Source organism: Nonomuraea sp. NPDC054003 (genome assembly GCF_055585125.1).
The window spans coordinates 562,573-576,812 of the sequence record NZ_JBVJKR010000002.1 but is presented as its reverse complement, the minus strand read 5'-3'; the positions used below and the strand labels follow the sequence as shown (position 1 = coordinate 576,812).

The window sequence follows — 14,240 nt, the reverse complement described above, 5'->3', positions numbered from 1 at the left end:
GCAAGATCAGCCCGTGCGGTGACGCGGAATCCGGGTCCGGATCCGTACCTTCGACGCCATGCGATTCAGGCACGGGATCCTCGGCATGCTGGCGCTCGGCGCGCTGCTGGCCCCACCCGCCCAGTCCAGCGGACGGCTGGTCCGGGTCTACGGCGATGTGGCCACGGCCGACCGGGTGGCGGTCATCGTGCCGGGCGCCGACATCACGGCGGAGACCTTCGACACCGGCAGCCACCGGCCGGGCGGCTCGGCCCGCGCCCTCCTGGCCGAGGCGGCCGACCAGTCACCGGGCACGCGCCTGGCGGTCGTCGCCTGGCTGGGATACGACTCCCCACCGACCTGGAGCCTGAAGGTCATGACCGACTCATCGGCCGGTGAGGGCGCGCGGGCGCTCCGCGGCATGGTCACCGACCTCCGCCGCCGGACCGCGGCCCCGATCGCGCTCCTGTGCCACAGCTACGGCTCGGTGGTCTGCGCCGAAGCCGCCGCCTCCGGCCTCCCGATCGCGGATCTGGCCCTCGTCGCCAGCCCCGGCGTGGAGTTCCCCGCCGCCACGTTCAGCCCCGCGCGGGTCTGGGCCGGCCTGGGCTCGGACGACTGGATGAGGTTCGTCCCGAAGACCAAGCTGGGCCCCCTGGGTTTCGGCCAGGACCCGACGGACCCCGCCTACGGCGCCCGGCTGTTCGACGCGGGCGAGGCCGGCCACAGCGACTACTTCCGCCCCGGCTCCACGTCCCTCCGCAACCTCACCCGGATAGCTCTCGGCCACATTGAGGAGGTCGGCCGTCCTCCGCCCGGGAAGACGACCACTGGGCCATGACCCGCGCGATCACCTCTCCGGGCGCATGCGGCACCGTCCCCCGGACGGCCACCGCTTACATGCAGCGCTGTTCCGGCAGGCCACCGCTTGCCTCCGGCACATGCAGCGCCGTCCCCGACAGACCATCGCTTGCCTCCGGCACATGGAGCGCCGTCCCCCGGACGGCCATCGCTTGCATGCGGCGCTGTTCCGGCAGGCCACCGCTTGCCTCCGGCACACGCGGCACCGTTCCCGGCAGGCCACCACTGGAGGGTGCAGTCCTTACTCCGACCGGCCATGCTTGCTGTGCTCGCGGCCTCGATCCGAGTGAGCACGGCGATGAGTTGGAGTATGTCGGCCCACACCATGACCGATGCCGTCCTCGACGTCCGCATCATGACGGTTCGCTCGGCGAGATCGGGGGTCGACATCCTGCTGGCCGACTGGAGCGGCGTGCTTCTGCCGCACCTGCTCGCCGCACCCGATCCACGGGTGGTCACCGTCAGCAGTGAGGGGCAACGCTTCGCCCGCTTCGACCTGGACAACCTCAACGCCGAACGCCGCTACCGCACGGCGTTCGCCTATGTGCAGTCCAAGCGGGCCAACCTCTACTTCGCCGTCGAACTGCAGCGCCGGGCCGACGCCGCCCGGCTGAAGCTGCGCAGCATGGCCGTGGCGCCCGGGCTGACCCGCACCAACGTGCTCACCGGAGGCGCCGACGGCAGCAGAGAACGGCTGCATGCGACTCGTACGCGCCTGCTGGTCCGCGTCGCCTTCTTGCCCACTCTGGAGGGCGCGAAGACCTCCCTGTACGCGGCGACCGTGCCCGATCTGCCCGGCGGCAGCTACATCGTTCCGGACGGGCCGCTGCAACTGCGCGGCGAGCCGACTCCCCGTACTCGCGAGCGCGCCATCCACGACACCGCCACGGCCGCTCACCTCTGGCGGCTCCGAACGGCTGACCGGCGTCACCTATGTCCTGTCCGCCGCCGCGGCGACCCGCCTGCCGTAGTGTTCAACGCCGTTGAGTACGCCTACGGGACGTCTTCGCCGGGCCAGTTGCGGAGAACCCCTGAGGGTCGGCGGTGGGCCTGACGAGCCCGGTGAGCCCGCTGAGCCTGCTGAGCCCAGTAAGGCCGGTGAGCCCAGTAAGGCCGGTGAGCCCAGTAAGGCCGGTGAGCCCAGTAAGGCCAGACCCGGCGTCCGCAGCCGCCGGTACGCACCAGGGCGTCCCTACAGGTTCGTAGCCGCGGGCTCGTCGGGAAGCCGGGCGCGAAGGGCTTCCAGGTCGGGGAGGAACCAGAGCTCGTCGCCTCGGTTGGCTTCGCGTACCCAGTCCCTGAGGGCACCGCTGGAGGCCACGTATTCGGAGATGTCGCCGATGACGGCGACCTTGATGCGGTAGTTGGCGAACTTCTGGATGATCTCGCCGGCGACGCGGGTGCTGAGACGCCAGAAATCCTCGTGCAGCCTGCCTGCGGGGATGGCCACGAAGTGCGCGCGGTGATACCAGGCGTCGCCGATCAGGTCGAGGGCGTCGCGCTCCGTCCGCACCGGCGGGCCGTCCGCCTCACACAGCAGGACACCGGGCATCGGGGTGGCGGGGGCGGGATGGTCAGGCATGTGGGATCTCCAGGAGTAGGTCACGGCCGGTCACGGGCCGGGCAGGTCATGCGCCCAACGGGCGGGTCGGTGATGCGGCTAACGGACGGGGCTGTAATGCGACTAACGGACGGGTCGGTGGCCTGGCGGGCGGATCGATAATGCGCCTGGTGGGCTGGGCCGGTCGTGACGCCGGTCGGTCGGGGCTACTGCTTGACCAGGGCGTCGATCAGCCGGAGGACCTGGGCGGTCGCCTCGAGGTCGCCCAGGACGACGACTTTCAGCCGGCCGCGTTCCTCGTCGTACACGCATTCGGCGCGGACGCCGGTGGGCCGGCCGCCGAGCGAGGCCAGGAGCATGGTGCTGACCCGGTCCATCTCGGCACGGTCGATGCCGTCGATGTTGACGATGGCCGACGCCTCGGCGTGCCGACCGGCAGGGGGTGGGGCGATCGGCAGGCCGGTGAACGCCTCAAGGTCTTCGCGGGCGATCCGATACTGCTTGCCGATCTTTACGGCCTTCAACCGGCCGTCACGGACGTACGCGCGGACGGTCTTGACGTGCAGGTCGAGCAGGTTGGCCACCTGCTCGACGGTATATCGTTCCATATACTTCCTCAACCTACCCTATCCCAGGGAGTGATAGGGAATGGATCGCCGTTAGTGAAGAAGCTCTCGGGACCGGAGAGGCGGACGTACGTTGCCCGCATGGAACTGATCGAGCTGACCCCTCAGTTGCGTCTCCTCCGTTTCCCCGTCGGCAACGCCTACCTGTGGCACGAGCGCGACGCGCTGACCCAGATCGACACCGGCGTGGCGGGGTCGGGCAAGGACGTCGAAGGCGCGATCCGCTCCCTCGGCTTCACCCTCGCCGACCTGCGGCACGTGATCGTGACGCACGGGCACGACGACCACCACGGCGCGCTGGCGGAGATCGCGGCCGATGCCACCGTCATGGTCCACCGGGCCGACGCGCCGGTGGTGCGGGGAGAGGCCGCGCAGCAGACGCCGGAGCGGGCGGACATGCCCGAGTCGGAGCGGGAGATCTACGACAGCCTGCCTCCGATGCCTCCCGTGCCCGCGGCCCGGGTGGACCGGGAGCTGGAGGGCGGCGAGGTGATCGACTTCGGGGGCGGCACCGAGGTGATCCCCATTCCGGGACACACCGACGGCAGCATCGCGCTGCACCTGCCGGCGCACCGGCTGCTGTTCGCCGGCGACACCGTCGCGAACGTGAACGGGCAGGTCATCCTGGGCGTGTTCAACGCCGATCGGGCCAGGACGGCCGCGTCCTTCCGTCGGCTGGCCGACCTGGACCTGGGCCTGGTCTGCGTCGGGCACGGCGACCCGATTTCCGGCGACGCCTGCGCGAGGTCGCGGCCCGGCTCTGAGCCGCTAGCCGCCTCCGCGAGGCGGCGGCCCGGCTTTGAGCCGCATGCCGCCTTCGCCCCCCTGCGCGAGGTGACGGCCCAGCTCTCAGCCGCATACCGCCGCGCCTGCGCGAAAGTGGCGGCCCGGCTCTGAGACGTATGCGCGAGGGACGCCGCCCGTGATCCTGGTGCCCGGGGTTGAGCTGCGGGGAATGCCTGAGGCCGCCGGCTGTGCTGCTGCCTGGGGAGGTTCGCAATGGACGACGGGCACATCGAGCTCCGATCGGCGCGTGGCCGGTGGGTGCTGGCGGCGACCGTGCTGGGGTCGGGGCTGGCGATGCTCGACAGCACGGTGGTCAACGTGGCGCTGCCCTTCCTCGGCGCCGAGTTGGGGGCCGGCATGGCGGGCCTGCAGTGGACGGTGAACGCCTACACGCTCACGCTCGCCGGTCTGATCCTGCTGGGCGGCTCACTGGGCGACCGGTTCGGCAGGCGCCGGGTGTTCCTGATCGGGATGGTCTGGTTCGCGCTGGCGTCGGCGCTGTGCGCGGCGGCGCCGACGATCGAGTTCCTCATCGCGGCCCGCGCCCTGCAGGGGGTGGGTGGGGCGCTGCTCACGCCGGGCTCGCTGGCGATCATCCAGGCGTCGTTCTCCAAGGCGGACCGGCCGCGGGCGATCGGCGTCTGGTCGGGGCTGGGCGGGGTGGCGAGCGCGGTGGGGCCGCTGCTGGGCGGGGCGATGGTGCAGACGGCCGGCTGGCGGTGGGCGTTCCTGATCAACCTGCCGCTCGCGGCGCCGGCGCTGCTGGTGGCGGCCCGGCACGTGCCGGAGAGCAGGGACGAGCAGGCGGCGGGCCGTTTCGACGTGCTGGGGTCGGTGCTGGCCGCGCTGTCGCTGGCCGGGATCACGTACGGGCTGATCGAGCTGGACGCGCCGGTGCCGCTGGTCGCGGGCGTGGTGCTGGGAGCGGCGTTCGTGGTGCTGGAGTGGCGCCGGTCGCCGGACGCGCTGGTGCCGGTCGGCCTGTTCGCCGACCGGGTGTTCTCGGCGGTGAACGCGGTCACGCTCGTCATGTACGGGGCGATGGGCGTGGTGTTCTTCCTGCTGGCCGTGCAGTTGCAGGTGGTGTCGGGGTTCTCGCCGCTGGCGGCGGCGTCGGCGCTGCTGCCGGTGACCGTGCTGATGCTGCTGCTGTCGCCGCGCGCCGGCGAGCTGGCCAAGCGGCACGGGCCGCGCTGGCCGATGACGGGCGGGATCCTGCTGGCTGGCGTGGGGTTCGTGCTCATGAGCACGATCGGCGCCGACGTGTCGTACGCGCTGGTCGTGCTTCCGGCGGTCACCGTGTTCGGGCTGGGGCTGTCGGCGGCGGTCGCGCCGCTGACCGCGACCGTGCTGGCCACCGCCGACGACCGTCACGCGGGCACCGCGAGCGGGATCAACAACGCGGTGGCGCGCACCGGCGGGCTGCTCGCGGTGGCCGCGGTGCCGCCCCTGGTGGGGCTGGTCGGGGACGCCTTCCGGAACCCGGCGGTGTTCGACGCGGGGTTCCGCCGGGCGATGCTGGTCAGCGCGGTGATGATGGGCGTGGCGGCGCTGGTGACGGCCGTCGCCGTCAGGGAGAACGTGCTCGACCCTCAGAAGGTGAAGGCCTGACTGCGGACGCTGTTGTCGAAGTTGGACTCCAGCAGCTCCGGCTCCCCGACGGTGCGGATGCCGGGCAGCCTCGTCAGCAGCGTCCTGAACATGGTGCGCAGCTCCTGCCTGGCCAGGTTGGCGCCGAGGCAGAAGTGAGGGCCGGGGCCGCCGAAGCCGACGTGCGGCTTGGTGTCGCGGGTGATGTCGAACCGGTCGGGGTCGGGGAAGACGGACTCGTCGCGGTTGGCCGAGCCGTAGAAGAGCACGACCTTGTCGCCCTTCTTCAGCTCCAGCCCGCGCAGCGAGTAGTCCTGCGTGAGCGTGCGCCGGAACTGCATGATCGGCGAGACGTGGCGCACCATCTCCTCGATGGTGTTGCCGATGTGCGCGTCGAAGTCGCTCATGAGCAGCTCGCGCTGCGCCGGGTTGTCGGTGAGCAGCTTGATGCCGTGGGCCATGGTGTTGCGCGCGGTCTCGTTGCCGGCGACCAGCAGCAGCGCGAAGAACGAGCCGAGCTCGCGGTAGGTGAGCTTCTCGCCGTCGGGGTTGGCGGTGACCAGGAGGGAGACCAGGTCGCCCTTGGGGTCGGCGGCGCGTTCGTGGCCCAGCTTGATCACCATGCGCTGGAGGGCGAGCAGGGCCAGCATGTTCTGCCCGGCCATCTGGACGGTGCGGGCCAGGCTGGGCCGGATGCCGGTGTAGGCGGTGGAGATGTCGACGTGCTTGTGGACCCGTTCGCGCCACTCTTGCGGGATGTCGAGCATGTCGCAGATGACGTGGATGGGCAGCCGGGCGGCGACTTGCTGGACGAAGTCGCGCGGCCCCTGCGCGACGGCGTCGTCGACGATGCGCCCGCAGGCCGACTCGATGTCGGACTGCAGCCCCGCGAGCATCTTGGGGCTGAACGAGCGGGTCACGATGCGGCGCAGCCGGGCGTGTCGCGGGTCGTCCATGTTGACCATCGACTCGCCGAACACCTGCTTGACCCAGCCGGGCGGCTCGGGGTTGGTGACGGCCGGCTCGCTGGAGAAGACCTTGGCGTTGCGGCTGGCCTCGACCACGTCGGCGTGGCGCACCAGGGCGTAGAAGCCGGCGCCGGAGCGCAGGAACGGCACCTTCTTCTCCGGGAAGAACACCGGATGGTCCAGCTGCCGGAGCCGGGCGAACGCCTCGTGCCGCTCCTTGAGCGGCCTGCGCCAGAAGTCAAGATCAGCGAGGTCGATGTCCACGTGCCTATCCTGGCACGTTCCCGGGGCGTTCAATCCGGGTTCGGCTGGGCGCGACATGACTTGAGGTGTGAATGTTCTGCTCTCCGCGTGCCTGATTCTTCCCCTCGTCACCGGTACGGGCGCGGCGCTCCCGGCGTGTTCCGGCGCCCCCTCCGACTTCGACGGCGACGGCCGTCCGGACCTGGCCGTGGCCGCCCCGTACGACGACCGGCGGTCCGGTTCCGTGACCATCCTGTACGGGTCGGGACGCGAACAGCGGCTGGCCCAGGACGAGCCCGAGCCGGGTGACGCGTTCGGCGCGTCGCTGGCCGTGGGCCACTTCGACGGCGACCGGTGCGCCGACCTGGCGGTGGGGGTGCCGGACGAGTTCCTCGGCGACCGGGTGCCCGGCGCGGACGGGAACGGGGTGGTGCGGCTCTACCACGGCTCCCCCGGCGGGCTGCGGCCCGGCGAGGAGCTGTCGCTGGACGAACCGTCGAGCGACCGGTTCGGGGCGTCGCTGGCCGCCGGCGACTTCGACGGCGACGGCCGGGACGAGCTGGCCGTGGGCGCTCCCGGGCGCGGCCGGGGCGGCGGGGTGACGGTGTACTGGATGAAGGGGCGCGAACCGTACCCGATCACCCAGCGCACCGGCTGGGTGCGGCAGGCGGCGCGATCCACCGACGGGTGGGGAGAGACGCTCGCCGCGGGCGACTTCGACGGCGACGGGCGCGACGAGCTGGTGGTGGGCGCGCCCGCCGACACGGTCACGAAGGACGGCCAGGGCTCGGTCACCGTGCTGGACCCGCGCCGGCGGCGGGCGCTGCGGCTGACCCAGAGCTCGCCGGGGGTCGCGGGCTCGGCGGAGAAGTGGGACGCGTTCGGCGCGGCGCTGGCGACCGGCGACTTCGACGGCGACGGGCGCGACGACCTGGCCATCGGCGTCCCTGGCGAGGGGCTCACCGCCGGGCAGCGGGCGATGGACTACGGCGACGGCGCCCTGCACGTGGTGTACGGGACCCGGAACGGGCTGCGCGGCGCCCGGTCGGAGATGTGGACGCAGCGGCTGCTGAAGGGCGAGCCGCGCTACTACGACCGGTTCGGGGCGTCGCTGGCGGCGGGCGACCTCGACGGCGACGGGGACGACGAGCTGGCGGTGGGGGTGCCCGGCGAGGACTCGGTGCAGGTGATGCCGGGCTCGCCGCGGGGCGGCCTGTCCCGGTACGGGGACGTACGGATCAAGGAGAAGGGCAGCACGGTGTCGGTGCTGCCCGCGCCGGGCGGGGGGCCCGCCACGCTGGTGGTGGCCGCGCCGGGCAGGGGCGTCGTGACGTCCCTGCCCGGGAGGCGCGGCGAGAGGGCGGCGCCGCGGTTCGGCAGGGCGCGCGAGATGGGCTCCGGCGAGGGGTTGTACGGATACGCGCTGGGCGCCCGGTGACCGGCGGCCGCGGCGTTCAGGCGGACTCGGCCGGGATGGTGGTGCGGTGGGAGGTGCGGGCGGGGGCGCCGCGGCGGGAGACGTAGTCCAGGGTGCGGAAGTCGACCGACAGCTCGTCGCCCGTCAGCCGGGCCATGAGGTACCCGCGCCGCTGGTCCATGTACGAGATGTGCGGATTCTCCGCCAGGGACTCGGCGATCCAGGTGCGGTCGCGGTAGCCGTCGCCGTCGCTGGCGATCGAGGTGGCGATCAGTTCGCGGGCCACCACGGGCGCGTCCGGGTCGTCGAAGTCGGTCTTGAGGTCGGCCAGGTGGTGCATGTGGGCGTCGCCGGTGAGGACGACGGGGTTGGCGGTGCCGGACAGGGCGTTCAGCACGCGGGTGCGCTCGGGGGCGTAGCCGTCCCAGGAGTCGAGGTTGACGTCCCGTCCCGGGCCGGAGCGGAAGTCGCGGTGGGTCATCATGATCTGCTGGCCGAGCAGGTTCCAGCGGGTGCCGGAGCCCTGGAGGCCGTCCTCCAGCCAGCGCCACTGGCCGTCGCCGAGCAGGGTGCGCCCGGTGGACAGGCGCTCGTCGCAGCCGGAGCGCACGCCGTCGCCGCAGGCCTGGTCGTCGCGGAACTGCCGGGTGTCGAGCAGGTGGAAGCGGGCGAGCGAGCCCCAGGAGACGCGCCGGTTCACCTGGATGGCGGCGCCGCGCAGGCTGCCGCGGCGCAGCGGCATGTTCTCGTAGTAGGCGCGGAAGGCGGCGGCCCTGCGCCGGGCGAAGGCGGGGGCGCCGGTGCTGGAGACGGGGCCGGCCCAGTTGTTCTCCACCTCGTGGTCGTCGAACGCCACCAGCCAGGGGGCGGCGGCGTGCGCGGCCTGGAGGTCGTGGTCGCTCTTGTACTGGGCGTGCCGCAGCCGGTAGTCGGCCAGGGTGGCGCACTTGCCGGGGGTGTGGGTGCGGACCCGCTTCCCGGACAGCGCAGTGTAGCCGCTCGGCGCGTACTCGTACAGGTAGTCGCCGAGGAACACCACCAGGTCGGGCTCCTGCTCGGCCAGGCGCCGGTAGGCGGTGTAGAAGCCGTGCTCGAAATGGGCGCAGGCGGCGACGGCGAAGGCCAGCGGCGTCTCCACGCCGGCGTCGGGCGTGGTCCTGGTGCGGCCCTCGGGTGAGAGCCGGCCTTCGGCGCGGAAGCGGTAGAAGTACTCCCTGCCCGGGTCCAGGCCCTCGACCTCGACGTGCACGCTGTGGGCGTCGCGGGCGCGGGCGGTGACCGTACCGGAGGTGACGATCTCGGAGAAGCGCTCGTCGGCGGCGAGCTGCCAGCCGACGTCGACGTCGCGGGAGGGCATGCCGCCGAGGCCGGCGCCGCCGAGCGGGTCGGTGGCCAGGCGGGTCCAGAGCACGACCCCGTCGGGGGACGGGTCTCCGGAGGCGACGCCGAGGGTGAACGGGTCGGCTCTGAGCGTTCTGGGCGACGTGCCGGCCCGCGGGGCGAGGAGGCCCGCGGCGGCCGCGGTGAGGAAGGATCTGCGGTCCACGCTCCAGGTATGTCCGCACCCGCTGACCAGGCTGTGAAAGCGGCGTCAAAGGGGGATGAACAACACCCGTCGCCCTCCTCCGGCCCCCGGCTCACTCCAGGTGGGCGCGGAGGGCCGGGGCGCCGGTGTAGCGGACCGCCCGCATGCCGGCCGCGCGGGCTCCCTCGACGTTGTCCTCGCGGTCGTCGACGAAGAGCACGTCGGCGGGATCGGCCGCGAGCTCGGCGGCGACGTGCTCGTAGATCCGCCGGTCGGGTTTGACCAGGCCGAGCCGGGCGCTGTAGAAGCGGTGCGGGATGGCGGCGATCCAGGGCAGCTCGTCCAGGGCGTCGGCGACGCAGGCGGGCGCGTTCGACAGCAGGGCGACGTCGCGGCCCTGCTCCAGCAGCTCGCGCAGGATCGCCAGGGAGCCCTCGTCGGGGTGCGACCAGCTGGCCGCGTCCATGGCGATCAGCCGGTCGAGCTCGGCCGCGGACAGGGGCCGGCCCGCGGCCTTCGCCCAGTACTCGGCCGGGCCGAGGGCGCCCCGGTCGAACTCCAGCCGGTGCGCCCAGTATTCACGCAGGAACTCGGCCGGGTCGGCGCCGGCGGCACGGGCCATGGCCTCCGCCTCGGCGACCGGCTGGGCGAGGGACAGGACGTTGCCGTAGTCGAAGAGGATCCATCTCATCCGAGGAATGGTCGCAGATGCGGCCCGAGCGCCGGGCAGCCGAGGTACTTCTCGGCGGTGTGGAAGTCGATCCAGTCGAGGTTGACCAGCTCCTCGGCGTCGACGCCGGTGAAGCAGCCGGCCAGCGCGGGCGGGATGGCCGCGATGTCGTCCTTGTCGGCGATGTTCACCCAGCGCCGCACGCCCTTGGGCCGCTCGCCGCGGCCGTTGACCGGGGCGGGCAGCAGCCGCTCGAAGATCACCTCGCGCATGCCGAGCGGGCTGCCCAGCGTGATGAGCAGGTCCGTCTCCAGGTCGGGATAGGCCCAGAAGGTCTCGTACGTGACGACGCTGCCGAGAGAGTGGGCGATGACCACCCTGGGCCGGTTGCGGCGGATGGTGTCGGCGACCGCCCCCCTGACCCGCTCGCGCCTGCCCTGGTCGGTGAGGTACGCGGCGACCTCGGGGGCGAACAGCTCGGCGAACGCGGCCGACCGGCCCTCCAGCCGGGACAGCACCCAGGCGGTGAACGACCTCAGCGTGCCGGTGACGTACTCGCCGAAGCCGAGGTTCGCGGCCCAGCCCGCCGTCTCGCCGCGGGCGGCCCGCAGCGGGGCCGCGCGCGTTGCGGCGGGGTCGCGGAGCAGGTGGGAGAAGTACGCGACCTCGCTGAAGTACGTCCTGGCCGGGCCGCCGAGCGAGGCGTGCAGGTAGCGGTCCCACTTCTCGCGCATGGCCGTGGCCGCCCCGGCGGCGGACCCGCCCGCCCTGAGGTAGTAGTCGTACTTGCCGATGCCGTGCACGCCGACGATGCCTGCCGTCATGACTCCCCCAGGTGATGGATGCGCGATAGTGGCATACGCCGCTTGCGGGGCGCCGTCAACCCCGCGGAATCACGCACATACCGGGGATGTTGGGGGTATGACAGGAAATGTCGTTGCCCGGCACTCCCGCCCGTCTATACGTTGACCGTGCACAGAGGAAGGATCGTCATGCCCGCCACGCTGGTCGTCAACGACTCGGTCGTCATCCCCGACGCCGAGCTCGTCTGGCGTTTCTCCCGGTCCTCGGGCCCGGGCGGGCAGGGGGTCAACACCACCGACAGCCGGGTGGAGCTGACCTTCGACGTGGCGTCCAGTACGGCGCTGCCGCCCGCGCTGAAGGCCCGCGCCCTGGAGCGGCTCGGCTCGCCGACGATCACGATCGCCGCCTCCGAACACCGTTCCCAGCTCCGCAACAGGGAGGCCGCGCAGCAGCGGCTGGCGCAGCGGATCCGTGAGGCCATCGCGCCGCCGCCCAAGCGCAGGCGCCCCACCAAGCCGACCCGCGGCTCGGTCGAGCGCCGCCTGGCGGGCAAGAAGCAGCGCTCCGAGGTGAAGCGGCTGCGCCGCGATCTTTGATCAGACCGACAGCACCGGTTCGCGCAGGTGCGCCTGGCACAGCTGCCCGACCGTCTCGCACACCTGGGCGCGCAGGTCGCGGGCCCAGAGCCGGCCGTCGTCGTCGAAGTGCGGGCACACGGGCGAGATCACCAGCTCGGACCCGACGGCCACCGCCCCCGCGCCCAGCAGCTCCTTGTAGAGCTCGGCCTGCGCCCACATGGCGCCGCACGCGCGGGCGCTGGCGCACATGACGGCCACGTGCTTGCCGTCCAGCGCGCCGGCCCGCGCCATCCAGTCGAGGGCGTACTCCAGCTCCACCGGCAGCAGGCTGTGCTCGGGCGCGGTGAGCACCAGCGCGTCCGACTCCCCCACCAGCGCGAGCAGCTCGCGGACCACCGAAGGGGCCGGTCCCGGCTCGTGCGGGGGCACCTCGTGCAGGCGGGGCCACGCCTCGAGATCGGCGCCCGGCGGCAGTTCGCAGCGGATGGCGTCGAGGAGCCGGTTGACGTACGAACCCGCGTGGAGGCTGGCGGCGATCCCGATGATTTTCACCCACTGCTCCCCAAGGGGTCTTGTGTACGGCTGATGGGTCAGAAACCTGCCCGATGCCGTGGTTGTCCAAGACCATCCCTACGTCAAGAGGATGTACGTTTCGCCGGAGTGTCCCGAGGGCGGCGGAAGATCAGAATCAGCACGCGCAGGACGAGCACGGCGCTGATCACCAGCAGGTTGTAGCCGATGAGCTGGAACAGCGTCATGCCGAGCTCCTCGCTGGCCACCGGCCCGCCGTCGACGCCGAGCAGGATGACGGCCATCAGCCCGGCGGTCGCGCCGAGCACGGTGAGCAGCACCTGGTGCAGCAGCCCGGTCAGGAAGCCGCGGTCGCGCTCGTCGGCCAGCAGCCGGACGTTGAGGCCGAGCCTGCCGTGCTCGGCGGCGCTGGCGATGCGCTCCACGCGCCGCGGCAGGCGGCGCAGCATCGGCAGCAGGGCGGCCAGCTCCTGCGCGGCCGCCTCCTTGAGGTTGCCGCCGTCGAACTGCTCGGACAGGTAGCGGCCGGCGAAGGCGCGGGCCTCGCTCATCAGGTCGAAGCCGGGTGAGAGCCGCACCAGCGTGCCCTCCAGCGTCGCCAGCGCCCTGAAGACGGCGGCCACCTCGGGCGGGATCGAGAGCCCGTACGAAGAGACGATCTTGAACAGGTCGGTGAACATCCGCATGCTGTCGAGGCCCGGCCCCAGGTGCTTGGCCATGAACTGGCCGAGCGCCCGCTCCAGCGCCGGCTCGTCGATGTCCTCCGGCCTGGGCACCACCTCCAGCAGGGCGTCGGTCACCGCGAGCGGGTCCTGCCGGTTCATGGCGAGCAGGAAGCGCTGCAGCGCGGCGCGGGCGGAGGCGTCGAGGCGGCCGACGGAGCCGAAGTCGAGCAGGCCCAGCGTGCCGTCGTCGAGCAGCATGAGGTTGCCCGGATGCGGATCGGCGTGGAAGACGCCCTCGACGAGGATCTGCCGCAGCAGGCAGTCGAGCAGGTCGCGGGCCAGGCGGGGGCCCTGCTCGGGGGTGGCGGCGGTGACGGGCTTGCCGACCAGGCGCTGCATGACCAGGACCCGCTCGGTGCAGAGCGCGCCGACCGGGGTGGGATAGGTTACGCCGCCGCCGTCGGAGGCGGCGACGGCGGCCATGTTGGCGGCCTCGACGCGGAAGTCCAGCTCTTCCCTGATCGCCACCGCGAACCCCTCGGCCAGGTCGCGCACGCCGAGCCCGCGACCCCACCGGGTGCGCGACTCCAGGGTGACGGCCAAGCGGCGGACGATGTCGAGATCCCTGGCCACGGTGCGGCCGATGCCCGGCCGCCGCACCTTGACCACGACGTCCTCGCCGGTGCGCAGCCGGGCGGTGTAGGCCTGCGCGATCGAGGCGGCGGCGAGCGGCGTGCGGTCGAAGGCGGCGAACACCTCCTCGACGGGCCCGCCCAGCTCGGCGCGGAGCACCGGCTCGACGAGCTCCCACGGCTCGGCCGCCACCTGGTCCTGCAGCCGGCCCAGCTCCTCGATGAACTCGGGCGGCAGCAGGTCGCGCCGGGTCGACAGCACCTGCCCCAGCTTGACGAAGGTGACGCCGCCGTCGTCGAGCGCGAGCCGCAGCGAGCGGGCCAGCCGCACGGCGCCGGTGTGGTCCTCCGGCCGGTCGCCGCGCCCGCGCAGGTACGGGCCGAGCCCGTGCCTGACGGCGATCCGGGTGATCTCGGAGTAGCGCCTGGCCCGCGACAACCGGCCGCGCAGCGACCTGACCAGCTCCAGCGGCCCGGGGATCGACCCCGTGGGCACCAGCGCCTCGGCGACGACCAGGATGACCATCGGGATGAGCACGATGCACATCACGACCAGGATCAGCACCCACAGCGGGCCGAGGCCCACGTCCCGCGTGCCGTCCATCTGCGGAAAAGGGCTCAGGATCGGCGTGGTCAGCGGCCCGGCCAGCGAGAACGCCAGGAGGGCCGCCAGGAAGGTGCGCACCGCGCCGAACCGGACGCCGAGCAGACGCTGGGCGGCCGCGGCCAGCGCGATCACCATGACGATCGTGACGACCGCGACGACGAGCGTGACGGGGAGATCCATGGGGACGAATCATCCCA

General features: G+C 72.5%; 14 protein-coding genes. 6 read left to right on the top strand and 8 right to left on the bottom strand.

The window, feature by feature from the left end:
• Nucleotides 1-58 precede the first annotated feature (58 nt).
• Together ACZ6YG_RS06885 and ACZ6YG_RS06880 are read left to right on the top strand one after the other, a co-directional pair.
• On the top strand, nucleotides 59-820 hold the full coding sequence (locus tag ACZ6YG_RS06885) for an alpha/beta hydrolase (protein WP_466017404.1): 762 nt from the start codon (nucleotides 59-61) through the stop codon (nucleotides 818-820).
• Between the two features lie 330 nt (nucleotides 821-1,150).
• The gene (locus tag ACZ6YG_RS06880; RefSeq protein ID WP_222709011.1) at nucleotides 1,151-1,894 is read left to right on the top strand and encodes an SDR family NAD(P)-dependent oxidoreductase; all 744 of its coding nucleotides are present in this window, start codon (nucleotides 1,151-1,153) and stop codon (nucleotides 1,892-1,894) included.
• A gap of 138 nt (nucleotides 1,895-2,032) precedes the next feature.
• Here ACZ6YG_RS06880 and ACZ6YG_RS06875 read toward each other — a convergent pair whose 3' ends face one another.
• Both ACZ6YG_RS06875 and ACZ6YG_RS06870 read right to left on the bottom strand, forming a co-directional pair.
• Nucleotides 2,033-2,422: a DUF4180 domain-containing protein gene (locus ACZ6YG_RS06875; protein ID WP_466017403.1), complete on the bottom strand. Its 390-nt coding sequence runs from the start codon at nucleotides 2,420-2,422 to the stop codon at nucleotides 2,033-2,035.
• A gap of 185 nt (nucleotides 2,423-2,607) precedes the next feature.
• Complete coding sequence (locus ACZ6YG_RS06870) at nucleotides 2,608-3,009, bottom strand: helix-turn-helix domain-containing protein (protein ID WP_148032487.1); 402 nt, start codon at nucleotides 3,007-3,009, stop codon at nucleotides 2,608-2,610.
• Nucleotides 3,010-3,108: 99 nt separating this feature from the next.
• Between ACZ6YG_RS06870 and ACZ6YG_RS06865 the strand changes: the two genes are divergently transcribed.
• Nucleotides 3,109-3,924 (top strand): MBL fold metallo-hydrolase, encoded by an 816-nt coding sequence (locus tag ACZ6YG_RS06865; RefSeq protein WP_466017402.1) that lies wholly within the window; start codon nucleotides 3,109-3,111, stop codon nucleotides 3,922-3,924.
• A 102-nt stretch (nucleotides 3,925-4,026) separates the two neighbouring features.
• Nucleotides 4,027-5,424 carry an MFS transporter gene (locus tag ACZ6YG_RS06860; RefSeq protein ID WP_397197048.1) on the top strand — a complete coding sequence of 466 codons (1,398 nt, stop codon included), beginning with the start codon at nucleotides 4,027-4,029 and terminating at the stop codon, nucleotides 5,422-5,424.
• On the opposite strand, the gene ACZ6YG_RS06855 is transcribed toward ACZ6YG_RS06860, so the two are convergent.
• A complete protein-coding gene (locus ACZ6YG_RS06855; protein WP_261808643.1) occupies nucleotides 5,406-6,635 on the bottom strand; it encodes a cytochrome P450 in 1,230 nt (409 codons plus the stop codon). The genes ACZ6YG_RS06860 and ACZ6YG_RS06855 overlap by 19 nt on opposite strands.
• A 67-nt stretch (nucleotides 6,636-6,702) precedes the next feature.
• On the opposite strand from ACZ6YG_RS06855, the gene ACZ6YG_RS06850 reads away from it, so the two are divergent.
• Entirely contained in the window at nucleotides 6,703-8,052 is a 1,350-nt protein-coding gene (locus ACZ6YG_RS06850) for an FG-GAP-like repeat-containing protein (RefSeq protein ID WP_466017401.1), read from the top strand.
• Between the two features lie 16 nt (nucleotides 8,053-8,068).
• Here ACZ6YG_RS06850 and ACZ6YG_RS06845 read toward each other — a convergent pair whose 3' ends face one another.
• The 3 genes from ACZ6YG_RS06845 to ACZ6YG_RS06835 form a co-directional block, all read right to left on the bottom strand.
• Nucleotides 8,069-9,577, bottom strand: a complete 1,509-nt coding sequence (locus ACZ6YG_RS06845) for an alkaline phosphatase D family protein (RefSeq protein WP_466017400.1) — start codon at nucleotides 9,575-9,577, stop codon at nucleotides 8,069-8,071.
• A gap of 91 nt (nucleotides 9,578-9,668) precedes the next feature.
• Entirely contained in the window at nucleotides 9,669-10,247 is a 579-nt protein-coding gene (locus ACZ6YG_RS06840) for an HAD family hydrolase (RefSeq protein WP_466017399.1), read from the bottom strand.
• Entirely contained in the window at nucleotides 10,244-11,050 is an 807-nt protein-coding gene (locus ACZ6YG_RS06835) for a hypothetical protein (protein WP_466017398.1), read from the bottom strand. Before ACZ6YG_RS06835 ends, ACZ6YG_RS06840 begins: the two co-directional genes overlap by 4 nt.
• A 168-nt stretch (nucleotides 11,051-11,218) precedes the next feature.
• On the opposite strand from ACZ6YG_RS06835, the gene arfB reads away from it, so the two are divergent.
• The gene (arfB, locus tag ACZ6YG_RS06830) at nucleotides 11,219-11,626 is read left to right on the top strand and encodes an alternative ribosome rescue aminoacyl-tRNA hydrolase ArfB (RefSeq protein WP_148032495.1); all 408 of its coding nucleotides are present in this window, start codon (nucleotides 11,219-11,221) and stop codon (nucleotides 11,624-11,626) included.
• Here the strand turns inward: arfB and ACZ6YG_RS06825 are convergent, their stop codons facing one another.
• Both ACZ6YG_RS06825 and ACZ6YG_RS06820 read right to left on the bottom strand, forming a co-directional pair.
• Complete coding sequence (locus tag ACZ6YG_RS06825; RefSeq protein WP_187281238.1) at nucleotides 11,627-12,160, bottom strand: NADPH-dependent FMN reductase; 534 nt, start codon at nucleotides 12,158-12,160, stop codon at nucleotides 11,627-11,629.
• Between the two features lie 83 nt (nucleotides 12,161-12,243).
• Nucleotides 12,244-14,223 (bottom strand): ABC1 kinase family protein, encoded by a 1,980-nt coding sequence (locus tag ACZ6YG_RS06820; protein ID WP_466017397.1) that lies wholly within the window; start codon nucleotides 14,221-14,223, stop codon nucleotides 12,244-12,246.
• Nucleotides 14,224-14,240 lie beyond the last annotated feature (17 nt).